The sequence below is a fragment of the Nostocoides sp. genome (assembly GCF_035343835.1).
GTDB lineage: Bacteria > Actinomycetota > Actinomycetes > Actinomycetales > Dermatophilaceae > Nostocoides_A > Nostocoides_A vanveenii.
In genome coordinates this window covers 1-21741 of the sequence record NZ_DAOQZV010000025.1, presented here as the reverse complement: position 1 = coordinate 21741, position 21741 = coordinate 1, and the positions used below count along the sequence as shown (strand labels likewise).

Genomic DNA, 21741 nt, shown 5'->3' with positions numbered 1-21741 from the left:
CGGTGAGCTTAGGCGTATGCCGATGCTGGAGGATCAGTCCTCGCTGCGGCGTTCCCCGTCATTGGTGCGACGACGACGGTTGCGGGAGTGCTCCCGGCGCTCGCCTTCGTGCCGCTCGCCGCGATCGCCACGCTCGGGGCGCGCGTCGGCCGGTGCGGACTCCTCACCGTCGGAGCGCTCGGCCGCGGGCGCCTCGGCACCCTCGGGGAGGACGGCCGCGAGCGAGAGCTTGCCGCGCGGGTCGACCTCCTTCAGCTCGACCTGGACCTTCTGGCCCACCGCGAGGACATCCTCGACGGCGTCGATCCGCTTGCCGCCGACGAGCTTGCGCACCTCGGAGATGTGCAGCAGACCGTCCTTGCCCGGCAGCAGCGAGACGAACGCCCCGAAGGTCGTCGTCTTCACGACGGTGCCGAGGAAGCGCTCGCCGACCTCGGGCATTTGCGGGTTGGCGATCGCGTTGACCATCGCCCGAGCCGCCTCGGCCGAGGGACCGTCGGTCGCACCGATGTAGACGGTGCCGTCGTCCTCGATGGAGATGTCGGCGCCGGTCTCGTCCTGGATCTGGTTGATCATCTTGCCCTTCGGGCCGATGACCTCACCGATCTTGTCGACCGGGACCTGGACGCTGATGACGCGCGGAGCGTAGGGGCTCATTTCGTCGGGCGCGTCGATCGCCTCGTTCATGACATCGAGAATGTAGAAACGGGCGTCGCGGGCCTGGGTCAGCGCACCGGCCAGCACGTCGGCCGGGATGCCGTCGAGCTTGGTGTCGAGCTGGATGGCCGTAACGAACTCGCGGGTGCCGGCGACCTTGAAATCCATGTCGCCGAACGCGTCCTCGGCGCCGAGGATGTCGGTCAGGGCGGCATACTGCGTCTGCCCGTCGACCTCCGCCGACACCAGGCCCATCGCGATGCCGGCGACCGGAGCGCGCAGCGGCACACCGGCGTTGAGCAGCGAGAGGGTGGAGGCACAGACCGAGCCCATCGACGTCGAGCCATTGGACCCGAGCGCCTCGGAGACCTGGCGGATCGCGTAGGGGAACTCCTCGCGGGTCGGCAGCACCGGCATGAGGGCCCGCTCCGCCAGGGCGCCGTGGCCGATCTCGCGGCGCTTCGGCGACCCGACGCGGCCGGTCTCACCGGTGCTGTAGGGCGGGAAGTTGTAGTTGTGCATGTAGCGCTTGCGGGTCACCGGCGAGAGGGTGTCCAGCTGCTGCTCCATACGCAGCATGTTCAGCGTGGTGACGCCCATGATCTGGGTCTCGCCGCGCTCGAAGAGCGCGGAGCCGTGGACGCGCGGGAGCACCTCGACCTCGGCCGACAGGGCGCGGATGTCCGCGAGCCCACGACCGTCGATGCGGACCTTGTCCCGCAGGATGCGCTCGCGCACGAGCTTCTTCTGCACGCTGCGGTAGGCAGCGGAGACTTCCTTCTGACGGCCGAAGAACTCGCCCTTGGTCCCGCCCTCGTGGATGCCGTCGGCGTCGCCGACCAGCTGAAGGTGGATGGCCGACTTCAGCTCGTTGATCGCGTCCTCGCGCTCCTGCTTGCCGGCGATCGAAAGGATCGAGGCGAGCTTGCCCTCGCGCGACGCGGCGGCCTCGACTGCGGCATACACATCGTCTTGGTAGTCGAGGAAGATCGGGAACTCCTCGACCGGCTTCGCGGCCTTTGCGGCGAGGTCGGCCTGGGCCTCGCACAGCGTGCGGATGAACGCCTTGGCCGCCTCGAGACCCTGCGCGACGACCTCCTCGGTCGGGGCCTGCTTGCCCTCGTTCTTGACGAGATTCCAGGTGGCGTCCGTGGCCTCGGCCTCGACCATCATGATCGCGACATCGTCACCGACGACGCGGCCGGCGACGACCATGTCGAAAGTCGACCGCTCGGCGTCGGAGAAGTTGGGGAAGGCAACCCACTGGCCCTCGATCAGGGCGACGCGCACGCCGCCGATCGGCCCGCTGAAGGGCAGACCGGAGATCTGGGTGGCGGCGGACGCGGCATTGATCGCCACAACGTCGTACTGGTGGTCCGGCTGCAGAGCGAGCACGGTGATGACGACCTGGACCTCATTGCGCAGGCCCTTGACGAAGGACGGGCGCAGCGGCCGGTCGATCAGGCGGCAGGTCAGGATCGCCTCGGTCGAGGGGCGTCCCTCGCGGCGGAAGAAGCTGCCCGGGATCTTGCCAAGGGCATACATGCGCTCCTCGACATCGACGGTCAGCGGGAAGAAGTCGAACTGGTCTTTCGGCGTGCCGCTCGCGGTCGTCGTCGCCAGCAGCATGGTCTCGCCGTCGAGGTAGGCGCTGACCGAGCCGCCCGCCTGACGGGCGAGGCGACCGGTCTCGAACCGGACGGTGCGGGTGCCGAAGCGGCCGTTGTCGATGACGGCCTCGGCGAACTGGATCTCTGGACCCTCCATGGGCCCTCACTTTCTTTATCTACGTCAGCCACGCGCATCGTCGTTGTGCGCGGGTTGTCCTTATCTTGCGCCGCTATCGGCGGCGCGGTACCGGCAGATCACGCACGTATGGCGCGTGGCCGGCGGGTGCCGATGGCTCGGCATACGAGAAGGGGCGGCCCACGGCGGGCCGCCCCTTCTCGAATCTCAACGGCGCAGGCCGAGTCGCTTGATCAGCGACCGGTAGCGCTCGACGTCCACGCTCTCGAGGTAGCGCAGCAGGCGGCGGCGCTGACCGACGAGCAGCAACAGGCCACGACGGGAGTGGTGGTCATGCTTGTGGGTGCGGGCGTGCTCGGTGAGGTCCTTGATGCGCTGGGTGAGCAGCGCGATCTGCACCTCGGGAGAGCCGGTGTCGCCTTCGGTGGTGGCGTACTCGGCCATGATCTGCTTCTTGACGTCGGCAGCCAGGGGCATACGAACGACTCTCTTTCTCTGCGTGTGCGCGGCGCGCCCGGGCTGGTCCACCGGGGCTCTGTTGAATCCGCGGCCGATACAACGGCAACGCTCAAGGCTACCAGCGGGATTCGCTGCCTCGGAAATCGGGCCGATCCAGACGTATCACCGGGCCGGTGGGCCACTCGGTTGGGACATGCGGGAACGACCCGCGGGCCGAACACCGGATCGGTGGCCCCGGCCGACACCTTGGGAGGAATCATGAACAAGACACGCCGCGTCCTGGCGTCCACCGCGGGGCTCGCCGCCCTGGCTGCACTCGGCGCGAACGCCGCCCAGGCCGGGACGCTCGCCACCGGATCGAGCGCCGGAAAGTCGCCCGTGCACACGGTGTCGGCCGCCGAGCGAGGCACCGCCGCCACGATGGACATCAAGGACATCATCAAGGTCGCCAAGCCGATGGCCATGCCGAAGAACGTCCCGTCACCCGCCGGCAGCGACCGGTCGAGCCGGGGCGCCGAGGTCAAGATCGCGCCGTCCGCGGCGGGGGGCAGCACCAAGGGGCTGTCGGCCAAGGAGGCCGTGGCCCGCTACGACACCAACGCCGGCGCCTTGTGGCCGCTCGGCCCGACGGCCAACCCCAACCGCCAGGTCGGCAAGCTCTACTTCGACACCGACCCCGGTCCGGCCTACAGCTGGTCCTGGTGCACCGCAACCGCCGTCAACGCCGAGAACAAGTCGACCCTCATCACGGCCGGCCACTGCGTCTGGGACGCCACGAACCGCCGGTGGTACACCAACCTGCAGTTCTACCCGGGCTACCAGTACGGCGCCACTCAGGGCGTCTACTACGCCAAGACCTACTCCACGACGTGGAACTACTACAACTACGGCACCAGCGCCGACGATATGGGCGCCGTCGTGGTCTACCCCCGCAATGGGGTGGCGATCGTGAACGCGCTCGGCGGTCACGGCGCGTGGTTCAACGGGTCCACAAACCAGTTCCGCACCTCGCTCGGCTATCCGATCACCGACTGGCGGTGGCCTGGCTACACCGCCAACGGTGAGGACGCCCGCTACTGCCAGGGCACCGACTATTACTACGGCAGTGGGACGTTCGCCGGGCAGAACTACCTGAACTGCCGGATGACCGGCGGCGCGAGCGGCGGTCCGTGGCTGACCTGGGTCAACGGCAGCTGGATGGGTTATGTCAACTCCGTCAACAGCAACAAGGGTGGCATCGGCGCGGCCTGGGCGAACGTGATGTTCGGCCCCTACTTCGACAACAAGGAGTTGCAGGTCTTCAACACAGTCCGCAACCTCTGACCCCCAGTTGGGTGATCGAGCAGGTGCGCCCCGCGGCCCAGCCGCGGGGCGCACGTCGCTGCGCGATCTGGCGTGCTTGTTCGTCCGTCCCCGGGTCGATGCCGCACAATCACCTCTCGTGAGCACCGATATGTGGCCGATCGTCCACCGCGAGCGCGCGGCGCTGCTTGCGGATCTGAAGACCCTCCCTGACACATCGGCGTGGGACCTGCCCTCCCTGTGCGCGGGCTGGACGATCCGCGACACGCTGGCCCATATGACCGCCACGGCGACGACCACTCCGCCGGGGTTCGTCGCCGGGTTGGCCAAGGCGCGCTTCTCCTTCTCGCGCTTTGTCCAGGCCGGTATCGCCCGCGAACGCGGCGCCGATGCCCAGGAGACACTGAGCAGGTTCGAGGCCGCGATCGGCCTCACGTCGGCACCCCCCGGACCCGAGACGAGCTGGCTGGGTGAGGTGATCATCCACGCCGAGGACATCCGCCGCCCGCTGAGCATCGAGCACGACTACGACGCTGGTGCCCTGGTCGCGGTAGCCGACTTCTACAAGAACTCCAACACCCTCATCGGGGCCAAGTCACGGATCGCCGATATGTCACTGCACGCCACGGACGCGGCGTGGTCGCACGGCAGCGGCGCCCGCGTCGAGGGCCCGATTCTTGCCCTCGTGATGGCGATGACGGGGCGCAAGGCCTTCCTCGACGACCTCACCGGGGCCGGCGTGGAAACCTTGCGCTCTCGCGGCTGACACTCGCGGCTGACGCTGATGGGCGGCCGCTCGCGGCCGGGGCGGCGAGCGGCGCCGAGGAGGGTCAGCGGCGTCTGGACACGGCTGGTGAAGACCGGCCCAAGAATCGCGGGCGTCAGGGCCGGCGCAGGTCGCCCAATGCGCCCGCGACCGCATCGACCAGCACGTCGATGTCGGCTGAGGTGGCGCACAAGGGCGGAGCAAGCCGGATCGTCGAGCCATGAGTGTCCTTGGCGAGCACTCCACGCCTCATCAAGTGGGCCGAGAGTGCTCGTCCGGTGCCCAGACCGGGCTCGATGTCCAGGCCGGCCCACAGCCCCCGCACCCGCATCTCGGCTATCCCCTGGCCGGCAAGGTGGGTCAGGCCGGCCGCAAGTTGGGCACCGCGTTCGCGGGCGGCTGCTTGGTACTCGCCGGTGGCGAGCATGGCCACAACTTCCCTGCCGATCGCGCAGGCATACGGATTGCCACCGAAGGTGGAGCCGTGCGACCCCGGCGTGAAGACGTCGAGGATGTCGGTGTCGGCGGCGATCGCCGACAAGGCGACGAGCCCGCCACCGAGCGCCTTGCCGAGGATATAGACGTCCGGGATCACCTTCTCGTGGTCGCAGGCGAAGGTCTCGCCGGTCCGGGCGAGACCCGACTGGATCTCGTCGGCCATCATCAACACCCCTGCGGCGGAACAGATCTCGCGGACCTCACGCAGGTAGTCATCGGGCGGGATGATCACCCCGCGCTCACCCTGGATGGGCTCGAGGAGGACGGCCACCACGGATGAATCACCGGCGACGGCCTCGCGCAGGAGCGGCGCATCGCCGAATGGCACGGTCACGAAACCGGGCGTATAGGGGCCGTAGTCGTCATGGGCGACCTTGTCGTCGGAAAAGCTGACGATGGTCGTCGTGCGGCCGTGGAAGTTGCCTTCCATCACGATGATCGTCGCCTGCCCCTCGGGCACGCCTTTGACGCGGTAGCCCCATTTGCGCGCTACCTTCAACGCGGTCTCGACGGCTTCGGCGCCGCTGTTCATGGGCAGCACCGCACCTTTCCCGGTCAAGGCGCACAGATCCTGGGCGAAGGGACCAAGCTGATCGTTGTAGAAACCCCGGCTGGTCAATGTCAGCCGGTCGAGTTGCTCGTGAGCCCGGGCCAATAGGCGCGGGTTACCGTGCCCGAAGTTCAGGGCCGAATAGCCGGCGAGCGCGTCGAGATATCGCCGCCCGTCGACATCGATGACCCAGGCACCCTCGCCGGCCGCGAGGACGGCGGGCAGCGGATGGTAGTTGTGAGCGGCATAGGTCTCGGTCTGGGTGATCACGGACCGGGCCGCCTGGGACAGGGGAACGTCGGTGTGCATGTCGGCTCCTTCGCAGCGAGACCACCACCGTAGCCGCCCGTCGTTCGCTCCGGTCGGGGGCCGGCGGCCGTCAGCCCCCGATGACGGGGAGGATGTCTGCGAGCAGGACGTCGATCTCGTCCGCGCAGGCGCGCGCGGTCCGCCGGCCGCGTCGGTGCGGATCCGCGACGTCGGCGGACATGCTGTCCGGCGCGGTGCGCTCGGCGATCGCCCCGACGCGATCGGCGAGATCCCCGACGCCGTCGGCTCTGCTTGCAGCGGCGGCGAACTGGCGGATTCCGAAGATGCAGTGCGCGCGGTGTGGTGCGAGATCGATTAGGCGCATGTGCTGGGTGAATTCAAAGGTGAGGACGAGGTCGGCCTGCTCGATCAGGTCCACGGTGACCGACCGGCTCACGTGCCCGCCGGGGTCGCCGCCCCGGGTGCGCAACTCGGCCGCGAGCAGGTCGTCCATCGAGCGGCCCGGCACGCCGGGCACACCCGCGCTGCTGACCTCTTGGGGTCCAGAGTCGGGGGCCGAGGCGTCGCCGAGCAGGAAGCGGGCTCGCCGCTCGGCATACGGCGATCGGGCGATATTGGCCGTGCAGACGAAGAGAACGGTCACAACAACGGAAGCGTAGCGGCGATGACGCAGAACGCTTTCGCCCCGAATTCGTGATTGATCCGACCAAAGTGTCGAAACCAATCGTCACCCTTGATAACCTTCGCCGGGCTGGCGGGGATGGTGGGAGGAAACACATGAAGGTCGTCGTGACCGGCGGGGCAGGATTCATCGGGGCGAATGTCGTCCGGGATCTTCAGGGCCGCCCGGAAGTGACTGACATCGTTGTCGTGGACGACTACTCGACGGGCTCCCCCGACAATCTCCTCGGCACCTCGGCGCGCACATTCGCTGGCACCATTCTCGATCCGGATTTGCTCGCCGAAGCCTTCGACGGCGCCGACTCGATCATCCACCTTGCGGCCCTGCCGTCGGTGCCGCGCTCGCTTGCCGATCCGCTGGCCTCGCATCACGCGATCGCGACCGGCACCCTGAATGTCCTCCAGGCGGCACGGGTGGCGGGCAGTCACGTCATCTTGTCCTCCTCCTCCTCGGTCTACGGGGCGAACCGGGAGTTGCCCAAACGCGAGAGCATGCGCCTGGACCCGATCTCCCCGTATGCCGTGGCGAAGCAGGCGGCCGAGGCCTACACCCTCGCATTCGGCCGCAGCTACGGACTGCCGGTCCTGGCCTTCCGCTTCTTCAATGTCTACGGGCCGCTGCAGGCGGCCGGCCATGCGTATGCCGCGGTCGTGCCCACCTTCATCGACGCTGCCCTAAACGATCGCCCCCTGATCGTCAACGGCGACGGGTTTCAGACACGGGACTTCACCTTCGTCGGCTCGGTGACCCGCGTCCTCGCCGACGCCGCGATCGGGCGGGTTGTCGACGACTCCCCTGTCAACCTGGCCTTCGGCACGCGGACCTCGCTGAACGACATGATCACGATGCTCGGCCAGGAACTGGGCTTCACGCCTCGGGTGGAGTATGTCGCCGAGCGGCCCGGCGACGTACGGGACTCCCAGGCGGACAACGCCCGGCTCCAGGGGCACTTCCCCGATGTCCGGCCGGTCCCCCTGCCCGAGGGGTTGGCCGCGACCGTGGCGTGGTTCCGGAGCCTGGCGCAGCGGCAGGTGGGAGCCTGAGGTCCGTCAGAAGAGTTCCACGTCGGCCAGCGCGAGTTGCCACTGGTCCGCGGCGGGTGGCGTCGCGGCCAGGGGCCGAGCGGTCAGCACGGGCCCGAGGCGGGGCGCCGGCACCATCCCCAGTCCGACACCGCTTCCGGCGGCGATCGCATAATCCGCACGGGTCTCGCGCAGCAGCCGACGGGTCAAAGCCGCGCCCGTGCGCCAATCCGGGACGAAGGCCTCCACGATCGTCGCTTCCACGGCCGGGCCGCGCCGCCGCAGCCGAAAGATCAGGCCACCGGCAGCCGGGTCCGCTTCGGCGAGCAGGACGCGGTAGCGAAGCGGACCGAAGGCGGTTCGCCACGCGAGATACTCCGGCGTGCGGTCGGTGCGTAATCCCGACCGTGGCGCGTGCGCCAGCAAGGCCCTGGCGACGTCGGGGTCCTGAAGCGCCTCGGCGGCGGGCAGACCGGCGCCGGTGTCCTGCGACCACAGTTGAGCCGGCACTCGGGCCGAGCGCATCCGGCGCACGCCCTCCACGCCACGGGGCAGGACGGCGACGGGCACTCGGCGAACGATGCTCCACCCCATGCTCAGATAGCCCGGACGGCTCTGATCGTTGGGGGTGTTGAAGACGAAGGCATCGCCGCTTCGGGTCAAGTCGGCGACCGCTTCGATCGTCAGCCGCCGGAAGATGCCCTGCCCGCGGTAGGCGGGATCGGTAGCGGTGTCCACGGCTCGCACGGCCCGCAGCACGCGCCCCGCGTCGTCGACGAAGCGCCAGCGCAAGAAGGTCCGGTAGCCGACCACGCGGTCCTCATCGAGAGCGACCCAGGCGGGCGAGACACCGAAAGCGTTCTGCTGATGCTTCCAGGCCAAGAAGGCCTCGTAGTGCGGATCGTCCTGCTTGCCCAGTGACGTCCGGAGCAGGTCGGCGACAGCGGGCCCGTCCGCCGGGCCGGCGGCACGATAGGTCAGGCTGAGCACACGTTCGGACATCGGGGCCCCCAGCCGCGTCAGTAGGATCGTCGGGAGTCTAGGCCCATGGCAGCGGGGACGGGCCGATACGTGAGGAGCACGATGTGAGCGACGGGCCGATCCGGGTGCTCTGGCTTGTCAAAGGGCTCGGACCGGGCGGCGCCGAACAACTCCTGCTGTTGTCCGCGCAGGTTGCCGACCGCACGCGATTCACGCATCGCCTGATCTTCGTCCGCCCGGACAAGACGCACCTGGTGGCGGACTTCGAAGCGGCGGGACTGGTGCCCGAGCTGCTCCCGGCGCACCGCGTGCGCGACCTGCGCGCTGCCCTGGCCCAGGCCGACGTCGTCCACGCGCATTCGCCCGTGCTCGCCTCGGAGGCCCGCCTTCTGAGCCTCACCCTGCCCCGCGCGCAGCGGCCCGTTCTCATCTCGACGGAACACAACGAGTGGACCAGCCACCGCCGGCCGACCCGCGCGCTCAATGCGCTGACCAGTCCGCTGGATGCCCACCGCTGGGCCGTGTCCGAGCAGGTCCGGGATACGACCTGGGCCACCCACCGGCGCCGCTACGAGGTGCTGATCCACGGCATCGATCCTCAGGCATTGGTCGTCCCCGACGGGACCCGCGAACGACTACGCCGCGAATTGGCGGTCGCCGACGACGAGGTGCTCGTCCTGACCGTGGCCAACCTCCGAGCCAACAAGGACTATCCCAATCTGATGCGGGCGGCCCAGCTAGCCCTGCCGCGTGCCCCCAGGCTGCGATTCGTCGCGGTCGGTCAGGGGCCGCTGGCCGACGAGATGGCTGCCCGGCACGCCGAACTCGGGCTCGGCGATCGCTTCTGGCTCGCTGGCTACCGGCGCGACATTCCCGAGCTGATGGCCGCCGCCGACGTCTTCGCCCTCGCGTCCGCGCACGAAGGTTTGCCGGTGGCCGTCATGGAAGCCTTCGCCGCGGGCCTGCCGGTGGTCGCGACGAGAGTGGGCGGCATACCGGGGCAGGTTCGCGACGGCGTGGACGGGCTGCTCGTCCCACGCCGGGATGCGCAGGCGCTGGCCGCGGCCTTCGTCACAATCGCCGGCGACGACGCGGGGCGGTCGGCGATGGGCGCTGCGGCACGCGACTCCGCGGGACGATACGACATCCGAGTGACGATGGCGCGGCAGGAGACGATGTATCGGCGGCTCGCGGGGCGGTCTCGCGCTCAGGGCACCGGCGACGACTGAACCGCGTCCGTCGATCGCGCCACCGGTCGGGCCGGTATGCCCGTGACCATCGCGCCGGAGGGCACATCGCGAGTGACGACGGCACCCGCCCCGACCACGGCGTCCGAGCCGACGCTGAGGTACTGCAAGACGGTCGCGCCGGCGCCGAGTAGCGATCCAGCGCCGACGCGGACGCCGCCGGAGACGATGACGCCGGGCGCGATCATCGCGTGCTCCCCGATCACCGCATCATGGCCGATCGTCGCGTTGGCGTTGACCTGCGCGAATGCCTCGAGGTGCACATTGGTGCCGATGACCGCGCGCGCGCAGACCACCACGCCCACGCCGATCTGCACGACGGAGCCGAGGAGGGCCGACGGGTGCACGGCCGACACCGGCCACAGCTCGCGGTCGGCCGCCTCCAGCCGCGTGACGATGGCTCGTTTGACGGGCGGCATGGCAACCCCGAGGACGTAGTGACGTGGGCCTCGCGGGTCGGCCAGCCAGGAGTCGATATTTCCGAGCAGGGGAATGCCGCGACGCGCCAACCGATCGCGACTGTCCGCGGACGGGCGGTCGTCGACGACACCGGCGAGGGTCCAGGGCGCACCAGCAGAGATCATGTCCTGCACGATGTCGAGACTCTCGCGACCGAACCCACCCGCACCGATGACGACGACGGGTTCAGTCGGCACGTTCGCGACCTGGCTCCGTGCTGCCGCGGAAGGGGCCGTGGCATACCTCGACGGCGCCGCGGCGCGTGACCACGGCACTGATCGTCCGGCCGAGGATGCGCAGATCCATCAGGTGGGTGCGGTTGTCGACATAGTCCACGTCGTAGGCGAACTTCTCCTCCCAGGTCAGAGCATTGCGCCCCGAGATCTGGGCTAGTCCGGTGATCCCGGGACGCACTTCGTGGCGGCGGGCCTGGACGGGTGAATAGAGCGGCAGGTACTCCACGAGCAGCGGCCGTGGCCCGACCAGACTCATCTCCCCGCGGAAGACATTCCACAGCGTCGGCAGCTCATCGAGGCTGGTGGCGCGCAACCAGCGCCCGACGCGGGTGAGCCGATCGGCATCGGTGATGTGATCGGCGTCGGGCACGCGCATGGTGCGGAACTTGACGAGGCGGAAGACCTGCTCATCACGCCCGACGCGGTCCTGGCGGAACAGGACGGGGCTGCCCAACCGCAGGCGGACGACGAGAGCGATCACCGCGATGACCGGCGCGAAAACGAGGAGGGCGAGGCCGCTGACGGCGACGTCGACGCTCCGGGCTATCCGCTGGTGGTGTCTGAGCATGACCTCGCCTAGGCCCGGATCGAGCGCAACAACACCGTGCAGACACGGTCGATATCGCTTGCGTCCAGGGCCGACCCGCTCGGAAGCGAGAGCCCCGATGCGAACAGCCAGTCGCTGACACCGGTGATGAACGCCCGCTCACCCTTGTAGGCCGGCTGTCGATGCATCGGGTTCCACATCGGCCGGGCCTCGATGTTGGCCCGGTCGAGCGCCAAGCGCAGGTCCTCGCTCGTTACACCTGCCGCCTCCTGATCGACGAGCAGCGTCGTCAGCCAGCAGTTGTCCATGGTGTCCTCGCTGGGACCGCCCCACGGCTCGCCGAAGATCGAGATGCCGGGCTGGTGCCCCAACCGGTCGCGATACTGCTCGCGGTGGGCGCGCCGACTCGCCAAAAACTGGGGGAGACGGACGAGCTGCGCGCGGCCCAGGGCGGCCAGCACATTGGACAGCCGATAGTTGTAGCCGACCTCGGTGTGCTCGTAGTAGGCGATCGGGACACGGGCCTGGGTGGCCAGGTGCCGAACCCGCTGGGCATGCTCGGCATCATCGGTGAGCAACGCGCCGCCGCCGGACGTGGTGACGACCTTGTTGCCGTTGAAGGACAACACGGCCATATCGCCGTATGCCGCGGCCGGCCGCCCGTCGCGCGTGGCACCGAAAGCCTCGGCGGCGTCGGAGAGCACCGGAATCCCGCGCCGCGCGGTGATCTCACGGATGCGCGCGTGGTCGGCCACCTTGCCCATCAGGTCGACCGGGACGACAGCCGCCACCCGCTGCCCTTCGTCCGTCAGCGTCGCCAGCGCGGTCTCCAGCAAGTCCGGATCCATATTTCCGGAGGCGTCGGAATCGACGAACACGGGTCTAGCGCCCGTATACACCACCGCATTTGCCGTCGCGGCAAATGTCAAGGTCGAGACGACGACGACATCGCCCTCGCCGACCCCAAGGGCGAGGAGGCCGAGATGCAAGGCCGCAGTCCCGGAAGACAATCCAACGGCATACTTGCGACCGGAGAGCACCGCCAGTTCCGCTTCGAAGGCATCCAACTCGGGACCGAGCGGCGCGATCCATCCCGAACGAACGGCGCGCAGAACTGACCGCTCCTCCAAGGTCGACATGTCGGGCGAGGACAGATAGATCCGTGACTCCCCGACCGGGGCGGCGCACGTGTGCGGCACCACTTCCCCACACTCGGGACATGGCGACAAAGTCGTTTCGGACGTCGTCGTCATAACCCTCCCTATCCATCACCCGCGCTCTATGAGGAGCGCGGTAGACCCCGAAAATCCTGCTGAGGCCCCGCTCTTCAGCTTCGAATCGTAGGGTAGAACTGAGCCCGTCGGGAAACCTACCCTGTCCAACATTTGTCGGACGACAAATCGTGAAATCCGGTGGCCCAGGCCCACGGTTCCCATTCGTCAGGTGAGGGCCTCGTGCGTGCGCCGGCCACCGACAAGGGTCAAGGACACGGGCAGCTCACGCAGGTGGGCGCGGTCCGCCTGTGCCGCTGGGGATCCGTCCGCTGTCGCACTTCGATCGGCGAGCGATCCCAGCGCGAGCGGATCTGCGTCCACCAAAACCAGGTCCGCGGGCTGGCCGATATGGACGGTGCCCTGTCCGTCGGTGCTCGACGCGAGAGCTTCGGCGGGGGTGATGGCCTGTTCCGAGTGCCATGGCTCGTCGGCAGCGTCAGCCCGGAACACCGCAGCCGCGATCGCGCGCCACGGGTCCAGCGGCGCAACCGGGGCATCCGAGCCGAAGGCCAGGGCGACGCCCGCGTCGAGCAGCGAACGGAAGGCATAGACCCGGTCGGCGCGATCGCGCCAGTAGCGGTCGGTCACCAGCCGGTCGTCGATCAGGTGGACCGGCTGAACGCTCGCGGTCAGGCCGAGGGCGGCGAGGCGCTCGAAGTCGGCGGCGCCGACAAGTTGCGCGTGCTCGATCGATCCGCCTTGGCGGGTGGCGCTAAACGCATCCAATGCCGTCGCGACCGCGCGGTCGCCGATCGCGTGGATCGCGCAGGTCAGGCCGATGTCGCCGGCCCTGCTCATCACCTCACGGAGTTCGGCAGCCGTGAGATTGGACCGGCCGCACCCCCCGTCGTCGCCCCCGTCGGGTGCGTAGGGCTCGCAGCACCACGCCGTGAGCGTATTGAGCGAGCCGTCGCTGATGACCTTCAGCGGCCCCATGGTGAGCAGGTCCTCGCCCGCAACGAGCGGATCTCCCGTGCGCAGGCCGGCGGCTGCGACGTCGTCGAGCGAGTCGGCGTAGGCGGCCGCTCGGATTCGGACCGGCGGTCGGCCGCGCTCCAGCCGGGCCGGCCAGGTACGCCAGGCGGAATCGAACTCGAAATCGACGATGCCGACCACGCCACGGGCCGCCGCGGCGGCGAGGGCCGCCTCCAGCGCGGCTTCCGGTTCCTCGAGGGACGTTGCGATGGCCTCCAGATGCCGGTATGCCGCGTACCACTCGCCCTCGACGAGAGCGCCCTCGCGAGGTGCCTGGCCGATCAGCGCGAGGGCTGCGCTATTGAGCCAGCCGTTGTGGGCGTCGCCACTGGCCAGGGCGACCGGTCGACTGCCGGTGGCAGCGTCGAGTTCCAACACGGTGGGCAGGCGGTCCCAGGCCGCCGAACGGTAGCCGTAGCCGAGGACCAGCTGCTCGCCCGGGCGAGCGGACAGATGGGCGGCGACCCGACGGCATACGTCCGTGGGATCGGTGGTCCCGGAAAGGTCGATGCGGGCGCGCGCCAGCGCCCACATGACCGGGTGCACGTGCGCGTCCCACAGCCCGGGCAGCAACCAACGTCCTTGTGCCGCAATGACGTCCGCGACGCCACGGGACGCGAGCTTCGGGCCGACGTCGGCCACCCGGCCACCGCTGACGAGAACGTCCACCGGGTGCTCCGGCGCGGCGACGCCGGCCACCGGGACCAGTCGCGCCCCGGTGATCAGCAGATCCGTCATCCGCGTCACCTTAGGGTCAACTGCCGCGCACATGGGGCCAGGGACGCGCCGGCACCTCGACCGCTCGTCCGGGGCTGAGTCACGTCACGGCGCGGTCGGCACGACCCGGGACGCTGCGACGTGCTCGCGAAGCAGCGCCCAGAGCGCTTCGACATCGGCGCGCTCGGTCGCCTCGGCACCGATGGAGATGCGAACCATCCAGCGCTCGTCCAGGACGCTCGGTGACACGAAAGCCCGGCCCCCCGCGTTGACGGCATCGGCCCAAGCCAGCGTATGCCGGTCCAGAGCCTCCCGGTCGAGGCCGGGCGGCTCGTGGCGCACGCAGACGGTCTGCAGGTCGACGGGGGCGAGCACGCGCCAATCCGTCTCGGCCGCAATGGCCTCCGCGAGCCACCGGGCATTGTCGAGATCCCGGCGCAGACGGGCACGGATGGCTTCCGCCCCCTCGAGGCGCAGGTGGAACCAGAGTTTGAGGGCGCGGAAGCGGCGGCCGAGAGGGATGCCCCAGTCCTTGTACTGGACGACCTCGTCGTCGACGGCCGAGCGCAGATAGGACGGAGTGGTCGACATGCAACGGATCAGGTGGTCGACGTCACGGACATAGAGCAGCGAGCAGTCGAGGATGGTGCCGAGCCATTTGTGGGGGTTCCAGGCGAGCGAGTCGGCGCCCTCGACGCCGTCGAACAGGTGGCGCATCTCCGGGAGCAGCATTGCCGAGCCGGCCATCGCCGCGTCGACGTGCACCCAGGCGTCGTGGGTGCGGGCGACCTCGACAATGGCGGCGACCGGATCCATCGCGCACGTGCCCGTAGTCCCGACGGCGGCGACAACCACGGCCGGGCGCTTGCCGGCCGCGACATCCTCGGCCATCGCGGCGGCGAGGGCATCCGGCCGCATGGCATAAGTGACCGGGTCGACGTCGACAAAGCGGAGGTTGTCGCGGCCGAAACCGGCGAGCAGCACGGCCTTGGGCACCGACGAGTGGGCATGGGGTGAGGTGTAGGCGACCAGCGGCCGGCCGACCGACTGCAGGCCGCCGGATTCCTGGGAGTGCTCGCCGGCGCGCTCGCGGGCGGCGAGCATCGCAACCAGCGTCGCCGTGGACGCGGTGTCCTGGATGGCTCCGCGCCAGGCCGCGTCGAGACCGCACAGCTCGCGCAGCCAATCGGTCACCACTTGCTCGACCTCAGTCAGGGCGGGCGCCGAGGCCCACGTGATGCCGAGGGCCGCCACTCCCCCGCTGGCGATATCGCCGAGCAAGGAGGCCAGCGAGGCATTGGAGGGGAACCAGCCATAGAAGGCGGGGTGCTGGGTCTGGGTGACGCCCGGGACGATGATGCGTTCGAGATCGGCGATGACGTCCGCGAGCGGCTCCGGGCTCTCGGGCGCGGTGGTCGGCAGGGCAGAGCGGATCTGCCCCGGGGCGACGGTCGCCCCGACCGGCAACTCGGGGATACGCGCGCGGTGGTCGGCGACCCAGTCGATGAGCTGGTGAGCCGATGCGCGGAACTCTTCGGGCGTCATACGGCAATCCTCGCGCACGGCACCGACGACTCGGCGTGACCTGGCCGTTCGCGGTGTGGACGGCGACACCGGCGGGACTGCGCCGCCCTAGGATCGGTGCAGTGACGTGGTCGTGGGGCCGTCGAACGCGCGAGCGGTTCGAGGTGGGAGTCGCCGCGGGGAGCCGGGCCTTCGAGATGTCGACGCAGTTGGCGCGGCGCCAGGCGCGGGAACAGGCGCGCCTGTGGCGCGCGAAAGCCTTCTTCATCCTGCAGTGCGGGCTCGCGGCGGTGGTTGCCTACTCGATCGCGCACTACGTCTTCGAGGTGGCCGTGCCGCTCTTCGCGCCGGTCGCGGCGATGATCTGCCTGGGGATGACCTATGGGCAGCGCTTCCGGCGGGCGATCGAGATCACCGTGGGTGTGGCCGTGGGGGCGTTCGTCGGAGAGTCCTTCTTCCACCTGGCGGGCCTCGGGCCGTGGCAGGTGGGTGCGATCGTCGTGACGGCGATGAGCGTGGCGAGCGTGTTGGGCGCGGGGCCCTTGATGGTCACTCAGGCGGGCGTGCAGGGGCTGATCGTCGCGTTGTTGTCGGGGACGAGCTCCACGGCCTTCGGGCGCTGGTTCGAAGCGCTGATCGGCTCGTGTGTGGCCGTGGTTTTCGCGGGACTCGTGCCGGCGTCGATGATCGCCCGGCCGCGTGCGAAGTCGACTGCGCTGCTGGAGACGTTGTCGAGCCTGCTGACGGCGACCGCGCTCGGGCTGTCGGCGCGCGATGAGGAGATGCTCGAGGACGCGCTGACGCGGGCACGCGCAACCGAGAGCGACCTGGCCGTGCTACGCGGGATGACCGACGACGCCGTCGAGGTGGTGGCGATCTCGCCGCTGCACTTCGGGCGGCGGCGGGAGGTGCGCGAGCTCGGGGCCATGCTCGCGCCCATCGACCGGGCGATGCGGAACGCGCGGGTGCTGATCCGGCGCTCGGCCACGGCCGTGCACGTCGGCGAGGCCGTGCCGGCGACCTATGTCGAGGCGATCATCGAGCTCGCGGACGCCACCGACCTGCTCGCCCGTGCGGTGCGCGAGGGCCGGCCCAGCCCGGCGCTGGAAGCGGCGCTCGAACGGACCGCGCTCGACACGCAGGCGCCGGCCCCGGGTGCGCCCTTGTCGGCCGAGGTGGTCCGCGCCCAGATCCGCTCGATCCTGGTCGACTTCCATCAGGTGTTGGGCCGCCCCCTGGACGACGCCCGCGCCCGGCTGGCCGGCGAGGCCTGACGGCAACTGCATCTTTTGATTTCTCTCCTCATCGGCTCGCCGGGTCCGCTCCTTCGTCGCGTGCCCGCCTCGCCGATCGTCGAGAAATCGCGTCACTCAAGCAACTACCCACGACGCCGCCGCGAGCTGATAAGCCAACCCGCCTCAGCCGGCCACCCACGACGCCGCAGCGACGATCAGCGAGCGGTAGCTGAGAGGAACGAGCAGACCCCGCGAGCTGATGAGCAGATTCGGCAATCAGAGATTGATCATGTGCCCGACGATGCCTTCGACGGCCTCCTTGACGGCCTCCGACAGGGTCGGGTGGGCGAAGACATTGCGGGCCACCTCGTCGGCGGTCAGGTCCCACTTCTGCGCGAGTGTCAGGACGGGCAGCAGTTCGGTGACATCGGGGCCGATCATGGCGGCGCCGAGGATCTCGTTGTGCTGGGCGTCGGCGATGATCTTGACGAAGCCGACGGCGTCACCGAGGCCCATGGCCTTTCCGTTAGCGGAGAACGGGAATTGGGCGGTCTTGACATCATGGCCGGCGTCTTTGGCCTGCTGCTCGGAGAGGCCGAAGGAGCCGATCTGCGGGTGGCAGTAGGTGGCTCGCGGGATCATGGCGTAGTCCACCGGCATGGTCGCGGCGCCGGCGATCGTTTCGGCGGCGACGACGCCCTGAGCCTCCGCGACGTGAGCGAGCATCAGTTTGGCGGTGCAGTCGCCGATGGCATAGACGCCCGGGACGTTGGTACGCATGAAGTCGTCGATCTCGATGGCGCCCCGGTCGGTCAGCTTGACCCCGGCGGCCTCGAGTCCGTAGCCCTCGGTCCGCGGAGCGAAGCCGATCGCGGAGAGCAGTTTGTCGGCTTCGAGAACCTGCTGGTCACCACCCGCCGCGGGCGAAACCGTCACGCGCACACCGGATCCGGTGTCCTCGACCGACTCGACCTTGGTGCCGAGCAGCACCTTGACGCCGAGTTTCTTGTAGTGCTTGAGCAGCTCCTTCGAGACGTCGGCGTCCTCGGTGGGGACCATCCTGTCGAGGAACTCGACAATCGTGACATCAACGCCGAAGTTCTTCATGACATAGGCGAACTCCACACCGATCGCGCCCGATCCGGCGATGATGATCGAGCCGGGGAGGTTCTCGTCGAGGATCTGCTCCTCATACGTGACGACATTCTTCGACACCGAGACACCGGGCAGCATCCGGGTGACCGCGCCCGCCGCGATGATGAGGCTGTCGAAGGTGAGCTCGCGGGTGGAGCCGTCATTCATGGCCACGGTCATCGACTTCGGACCGGTCAGCGTGCCCCAGCCGTCGATCTCGGTGATCTTGTTCTTCTTCATCAGGAAGTGGACGCCCTTGACGATGCCGGCGGACACCTGGCGCGAGCGCGCGTGGGTGGGGCCGAAGGACATCGTCGCGTCGCCCTCGATCCCGTATTTCGCCTTCTCGTGATTGAGCGTATGCGCGAGTTCGGCGTTCTTGATCAGCGCCTTGCTCGGGATGCAGCCGACGTTGAGGCACACACCGCCCCAGTATTTCTTCTCCACCACCGCGGCCTTCAGGCCGAGTTGCGACGCGCGGATCGCCGCGACATACCCGCCAGGACCAGCACCGAGGACCACCACGTCGAAGTCAGCCATGTCGGCCAGCCTAGTAGCTCTTCCCCTCGGGGGACGGGGGGCGCTCCGCCGCCCGGCATACGGGGAGTGACCGGCCATCGTCGCCAGGCGACCGCCCGGCGAACGCGGCGCGCGCTAAAACGCGCGGTTGTCGGTGCGCAGTCCTACGGTGGCTGACACAGGGGAACTCTCACGCAAGGGAGCGGGAGCATGCGCACGGAGCTTCACAGTGTGGACGTCCAACGGACCGACCCGGATCGGCCGCCCGTCGCCGTCGTCGAACCCGACGTCATCACCGGCCGACAGAAGGCGATCTTCGCCGGCATCGGTCTAATCGGCGCGATCGCGTGGGCGATGATCGCGATCGTCCGGGGCGAGTCGGTGAACGCGGTGTGGTTCGTGTTGGCCGCGTTGTGCACCTACGTCATTGCCTTCCGCTTCTACGCGCGACTGATCGAGTACAAAGTGCTCAAGCCGCGCGACACCCGGATGACGCCAGCCGAGGAGTTCGCCAACGGCAAGGACTTCATGCCGACCGACCGGCGCATTCTCTACGGCCACCACTTTGCGGCGGTGGCCGGCGCCGGCCCGCTCGTCGGCCCGGTGCTCGCGGCCCAGATGGGCTATTTGCCCGGGACGATGTGGATCATCATCGGCGTCGTCTTCGCGGGGGCGGTCCAGGACTACATGGTCCTGCACATGTCGATTCGCCGACGCGGCCGCAGCCTGGGGCAGATGGCGCGCGACGAACTCGGCCTGGTCGGCGGGACGGCGGCCATCATCGGCGTGCTGACGATCATGCTCATCCTGATCGCCGTCCTCGGGATCGTCGTCATCGGTGCGCTCGCCGAGAGCCCCTGGGGCGTCTTCTCCATCGCCATGACCATCCCGATCGCGCTCTTCATGGGCGTCTATCTGCGTTTCCTGAGGCCTGGCGCGGTCAACGAGGTGTCGCTGATCGGCGTGGTGCTGCTCCTCATCGCGATCATCGCCGGCCGCTGGGTAGCCGAGAGCTCGTGGGCGGACACCTTCACCTTGACGCCGGTGCAGTTGGCCTGGGCGCTCATCCTCTACGGCTTCGCCGCCTCGGTGCTTCCCGTATGGCTGCTCCTTGCCCCCCGCGACTATCTCTCGACCTTCATGAAGGTCGGCACGATCGCCCTGCTCGCCTTGGGCATTCTCGTCGCCCGTCCGGTCGTGCAGATGCCGGCGGTGACGTCGTTCGCGCACTCGGACAAGGGCCCGTCCTTCGCCGGCGCACTCTTCCCTTTCCTGTTCATCACCATCGCGTGCGGGGCGCTGTCGGGATTCCACGCGCTGATCTCTTCGGGCACCACGCCGAAGCTGATCGAGAAGGAGAGTCAGGCGCGGATGATCGGGTATGGCTCGATGCTGACCGAGTCCTTCGTCGCCGTGATGGCGATGGTGGCGGCCGTGAGCATCGACCAACACATCTATTTCGCGATGAATGCGCCGAAGGCGCTGACCGGCGGCACTCCGGAGACCGCCGCGGCATACGTCGATTCGCTCGCGCTTGTCAGTCCCGGTGGAGCCGCGTTGCCGCCCATCGACCCGGCGCTGCTGCAGAGCGCGGCCGAGGGCGTAGGCGAGGCCTCCATCGTCAGCCGCACCGGAGGCGCGCCGACGCTGGCCTTCGGCATGTCCGAGGTGATGAAGTCCTTCGGCGGCGACTCGCTGCGCTCCTTCTGGTACCACTTCGCGGTCATGTTCGAGGCGCTCTTCATCCTGACGACGGTCGATGCCGGCACGCGGGTGGCGCGGTTCATGTTCTCTGACGCCATCGGCAATATCCCGGGCATGGCGAAATTCAAGGACCCGAGCTGGCGAGTCGGCGCGTGGGTCTGCTCGCTGATCGTCGTCGCCGGCTGGGGTTCGATCCTGGTGATGGGCGTCAAGGACCCACTCGGCGGGATCTACACGCTCTTCCCGCTCTTCGGCATCGCCAACCAACTACTCGCGGCGATCGCCTTGACGGTAGTCACGACCATCGTGATCAAACAGGGCCTGCTCAAGTGGGCGTGGATTCCTGGTCTGCCGCTCGTCTGGGACCTGATCGTGACGCTGTTCGCGTCCTGGCAGAAGATCTTCAGCGACAACCCGGCAATCGGCTACTTCGCCAACCACGACAAGTTCGTGGCGGCGCGGGATGCCGGTCAGGTCATCGCGCCGGCGAAATCGATGGCCGATATGGACAAGGTCGTCTTCAACACCACCGTGCAAGGGAGCCTGTCGATCATCTACGCGAGCCTTGTTGTCATCGTCGTGCTCGCCGCCGCCGTGATGTGCGCAAAGGCGATCCGGGCCGGTGGTCTGCCAACTTCTGAGGCACCGGATGTGCCGTCCCAGATTTTCGCGCCCCGGAGCTTCGTGGCCACCGACGCCGAGAAGCAGGTGCTCGCCGAGTGGCGGGAAGCCGGGCTGGATCCGAGCCCGCAAGGAGTGCACCGATGACGGCTCAGGCCCCGGCCGGGGCGAGCGGCCCGGGCGCCGACACCACGCGGGGACGGGCCGGATCCGCGCTTCGGGCGATCCGTTGGTACTGGAGCGGCGTCACCGGCGCGGACGCCTATGAGCGATATGTCGCCCACCTGCGCCGCGCGCGTCCCGCCTGCGCCGTGCCGACCAAGAAGGAGTTCTGGCGCGAGAAGTACGCCGACCAGGAGCGCAACCCCACCCAGCGCTGCTGCTGATCACACGCCCCCGTCGAGCGGCTCCACGCGGAGGGCGTGCTCACTCGACGGGGAGGGCGTGCTCACTCGATGAGGCAAGTGCGTACGCTCGACAACGGAAATGTGCCCACGTTCGACGTGACGTCTGTGCACTCTCGACGTCAGTGGGTGGCAGGCACCGGGCCGGCGGGGTGCGCGCTGTCCGACCCCGCGGTGACAACGCCCGCCGCGGAACGCGGGGCGCCGGCGAG

General features: G+C 68.9%; 18 protein-coding genes. 7 read left to right on the top strand and 11 right to left on the bottom strand.

Features of this window, described 5'->3' with window-relative positions:
- Nucleotides 1–33: 33 nt before the first annotated feature.
- Entirely contained in the window at nt 34–2424 is a 2391-nt protein-coding gene (locus PKH97_RS03490; RefSeq protein WP_324386013.1) for a polyribonucleotide nucleotidyltransferase, read from the bottom strand.
- Between the two features lie 186 nt (nt 2425–2610).
- Nucleotides 2611–2880, bottom strand: a complete 270-nt coding sequence (rpsO, locus tag PKH97_RS03485; protein ID WP_324386012.1) for a 30S ribosomal protein S15 — start codon at nt 2878–2880, stop codon at nt 2611–2613.
- A 240-nt stretch (nt 2881–3120) separates the two neighbouring features.
- Between rpsO and PKH97_RS03480 the strand changes: the two genes are divergently transcribed.
- Together PKH97_RS03480 and PKH97_RS03475 are read left to right on the top strand one after the other, a co-directional pair.
- On the top strand, nt 3121–4185 hold the full coding sequence (locus PKH97_RS03480; protein WP_324386011.1) for a hypothetical protein: 1065 nt from the start codon (nt 3121–3123) through the stop codon (nt 4183–4185).
- Between the two features lie 118 nt (nt 4186–4303).
- Nucleotides 4304–4930, top strand: coding sequence for a maleylpyruvate isomerase family mycothiol-dependent enzyme (locus tag PKH97_RS03475; RefSeq protein WP_324386010.1), 627 nt, complete (start codon nt 4304–4306; stop codon nt 4928–4930).
- A 115-nt stretch (nt 4931–5045) separates the two neighbouring features.
- On the opposite strand, the gene rocD is transcribed toward PKH97_RS03475, so the two are convergent.
- Both rocD and PKH97_RS03465 read right to left on the bottom strand, forming a co-directional pair.
- Nucleotides 5046–6287 carry an ornithine--oxo-acid transaminase gene (rocD, locus tag PKH97_RS03470; RefSeq protein WP_324386009.1) on the bottom strand — a complete coding sequence of 414 codons (1242 nt, stop codon included), beginning with the start codon at nt 6285–6287 and terminating at the stop codon, nt 5046–5048.
- 70 nt (nt 6288–6357) lie between these two features.
- Complete coding sequence (locus tag PKH97_RS03465; protein ID WP_324386008.1) at nt 6358–6891, bottom strand: low molecular weight phosphatase family protein; 534 nt, start codon at nt 6889–6891, stop codon at nt 6358–6360.
- Between the two features lie 134 nt (nt 6892–7025).
- Here PKH97_RS03465 and PKH97_RS03460 point away from each other — a divergent pair, with 134 nt between their 5' ends.
- On the top strand, nt 7026–7973 hold the full coding sequence (locus tag PKH97_RS03460) for an NAD-dependent epimerase/dehydratase family protein (protein WP_324386007.1): 948 nt from the start codon (nt 7026–7028) through the stop codon (nt 7971–7973).
- Between the two features lie 6 nt (nt 7974–7979).
- Here PKH97_RS03460 and PKH97_RS03455 read toward each other — a convergent pair whose 3' ends face one another.
- Nucleotides 7980–8954 carry a GNAT family N-acetyltransferase gene (locus PKH97_RS03455; RefSeq protein WP_324386006.1) on the bottom strand — a complete coding sequence of 325 codons (975 nt, stop codon included), beginning with the start codon at nt 8952–8954 and terminating at the stop codon, nt 7980–7982.
- A gap of 83 nt (nt 8955–9037) precedes the next feature.
- Here PKH97_RS03455 and PKH97_RS03450 point away from each other — a divergent pair, with 83 nt between their 5' ends.
- Nucleotides 9038–10162 (top strand): glycosyltransferase, encoded by a 1125-nt coding sequence (locus PKH97_RS03450; RefSeq protein ID WP_324386005.1) that lies wholly within the window; start codon nt 9038–9040, stop codon nt 10160–10162.
- On the opposite strand, the gene PKH97_RS03445 is transcribed toward PKH97_RS03450, so the two are convergent.
- The 5 genes from PKH97_RS03445 to PKH97_RS03425 form a co-directional block, all read right to left on the bottom strand.
- Nucleotides 10141–10836, bottom strand: coding sequence for a NeuD/PglB/VioB family sugar acetyltransferase (locus PKH97_RS03445; RefSeq protein WP_324386004.1), 696 nt, complete (start codon nt 10834–10836; stop codon nt 10141–10143). The genes PKH97_RS03450 and PKH97_RS03445 overlap by 22 nt on opposite strands.
- Nucleotides 10826–11443: a sugar transferase gene (locus PKH97_RS03440; protein ID WP_324386003.1), complete on the bottom strand. Its 618-nt coding sequence runs from the start codon at nt 11441–11443 to the stop codon at nt 10826–10828. The genes PKH97_RS03445 and PKH97_RS03440 overlap by 11 nt, the downstream gene beginning before the upstream one ends.
- 8 nt (nt 11444–11451) lie before the next feature.
- A complete protein-coding gene (locus PKH97_RS03435; protein ID WP_324386002.1) occupies nt 11452–12624 on the bottom strand; it encodes an aminotransferase class I/II-fold pyridoxal phosphate-dependent enzyme in 1173 nt (390 codons plus the stop codon).
- A gap of 237 nt (nt 12625–12861) precedes the next feature.
- Nucleotides 12862–14409 (bottom strand): amidohydrolase family protein, encoded by a 1548-nt coding sequence (locus PKH97_RS03430; RefSeq protein WP_324386001.1) that lies wholly within the window; start codon nt 14407–14409, stop codon nt 12862–12864.
- A gap of 84 nt (nt 14410–14493) precedes the next feature.
- On the bottom strand, nt 14494–15933 hold the full coding sequence (locus tag PKH97_RS03425) for a pyridoxal-dependent decarboxylase (protein WP_324386000.1): 1440 nt from the start codon (nt 15931–15933) through the stop codon (nt 14494–14496).
- Between the two features lie 101 nt (nt 15934–16034).
- Between PKH97_RS03425 and PKH97_RS03420 the strand changes: the two genes are divergently transcribed.
- Complete coding sequence (locus PKH97_RS03420; protein WP_324385999.1) at nt 16035–17186, top strand: FUSC family protein; 1152 nt, start codon at nt 16035–16037, stop codon at nt 17184–17186.
- A 237-nt stretch (nt 17187–17423) separates the two neighbouring features.
- Here PKH97_RS03420 and lpdA read toward each other — a convergent pair whose 3' ends face one another.
- The gene (gene lpdA / locus PKH97_RS03415; RefSeq protein ID WP_324385998.1) at nt 17424–18821 is read right to left on the bottom strand and encodes a dihydrolipoyl dehydrogenase; all 1398 of its coding nucleotides are present in this window, start codon (nt 18819–18821) and stop codon (nt 17424–17426) included.
- Between the two features lie 189 nt (nt 18822–19010).
- On the opposite strand from lpdA, the gene PKH97_RS03410 reads away from it, so the two are divergent.
- Nucleotides 19011–21272, top strand: a complete 2262-nt coding sequence (locus tag PKH97_RS03410; protein ID WP_324385997.1) for a carbon starvation CstA family protein — start codon at nt 19011–19013, stop codon at nt 21270–21272.
- Nucleotides 21269–21511 (top strand): YbdD/YjiX family protein, encoded by a 243-nt coding sequence (locus PKH97_RS03405; RefSeq protein WP_324385996.1) that lies wholly within the window; start codon nt 21269–21271, stop codon nt 21509–21511. Before PKH97_RS03410 ends, PKH97_RS03405 begins: the two co-directional genes overlap by 4 nt.
- The last annotated feature ends 230 nt before the right edge of the window (nt 21512–21741 follow it).

Coding starts and splice junctions, on each gene's coding strand:
- PKH97_RS03490 (WP_324386013.1), bottom strand. CDS start 2,424: ATGGAGGGTCCAGAGATCCAGTTCGCCGAGGCCGTCATCGACAACGGC.
- rpsO (WP_324386012.1), bottom strand. CDS start 2,880: ATGCCCCTGGCTGCCGACGTCAAGAAGCAGATCATGGCCGAGTACGCC.
- PKH97_RS03480 (WP_324386011.1), top strand. CDS start 3,121: ATGAACAAGACACGCCGCGTCCTGGCGTCCACCGCGGGGCTCGCCGCC.
- rocD (WP_324386009.1), bottom strand. CDS start 6,287: ATGCACACCGACGTTCCCCTGTCCCAGGCGGCCCGGTCCGTGATCACC.
- PKH97_RS03460 (WP_324386007.1), top strand. CDS start 7,026: ATGAAGGTCGTCGTGACCGGCGGGGCAGGATTCATCGGGGCGAATGTC.
- PKH97_RS03455 (WP_324386006.1), bottom strand. CDS start 8,954: ATGTCCGAACGTGTGCTCAGCCTGACCTATCGTGCCGCCGGCCCGGCG.
- PKH97_RS03440 (WP_324386003.1), bottom strand. CDS start 11,443: ATGCTCAGACACCACCAGCGGATAGCCCGGAGCGTCGACGTCGCCGTC.
- PKH97_RS03430 (WP_324386001.1), bottom strand. CDS start 14,409: ATGACGGATCTGCTGATCACCGGGGCGCGACTGGTCCCGGTGGCCGGC.
- PKH97_RS03425 (WP_324386000.1), bottom strand. CDS start 15,933: ATGACGCCCGAAGAGTTCCGCGCATCGGCTCACCAGCTCATCGACTGG.
- lpdA (WP_324385998.1), bottom strand. CDS start 18,821: ATGGCTGACTTCGACGTGGTGGTCCTCGGTGCTGGTCCTGGCGGGTAT.
- PKH97_RS03410 (WP_324385997.1), top strand. CDS start 19,011: ATGCGCACGGAGCTTCACAGTGTGGACGTCCAACGGACCGACCCGGAT.
- PKH97_RS03405 (WP_324385996.1), top strand. CDS start 21,269: ATGACGGCTCAGGCCCCGGCCGGGGCGAGCGGCCCGGGCGCCGACACC.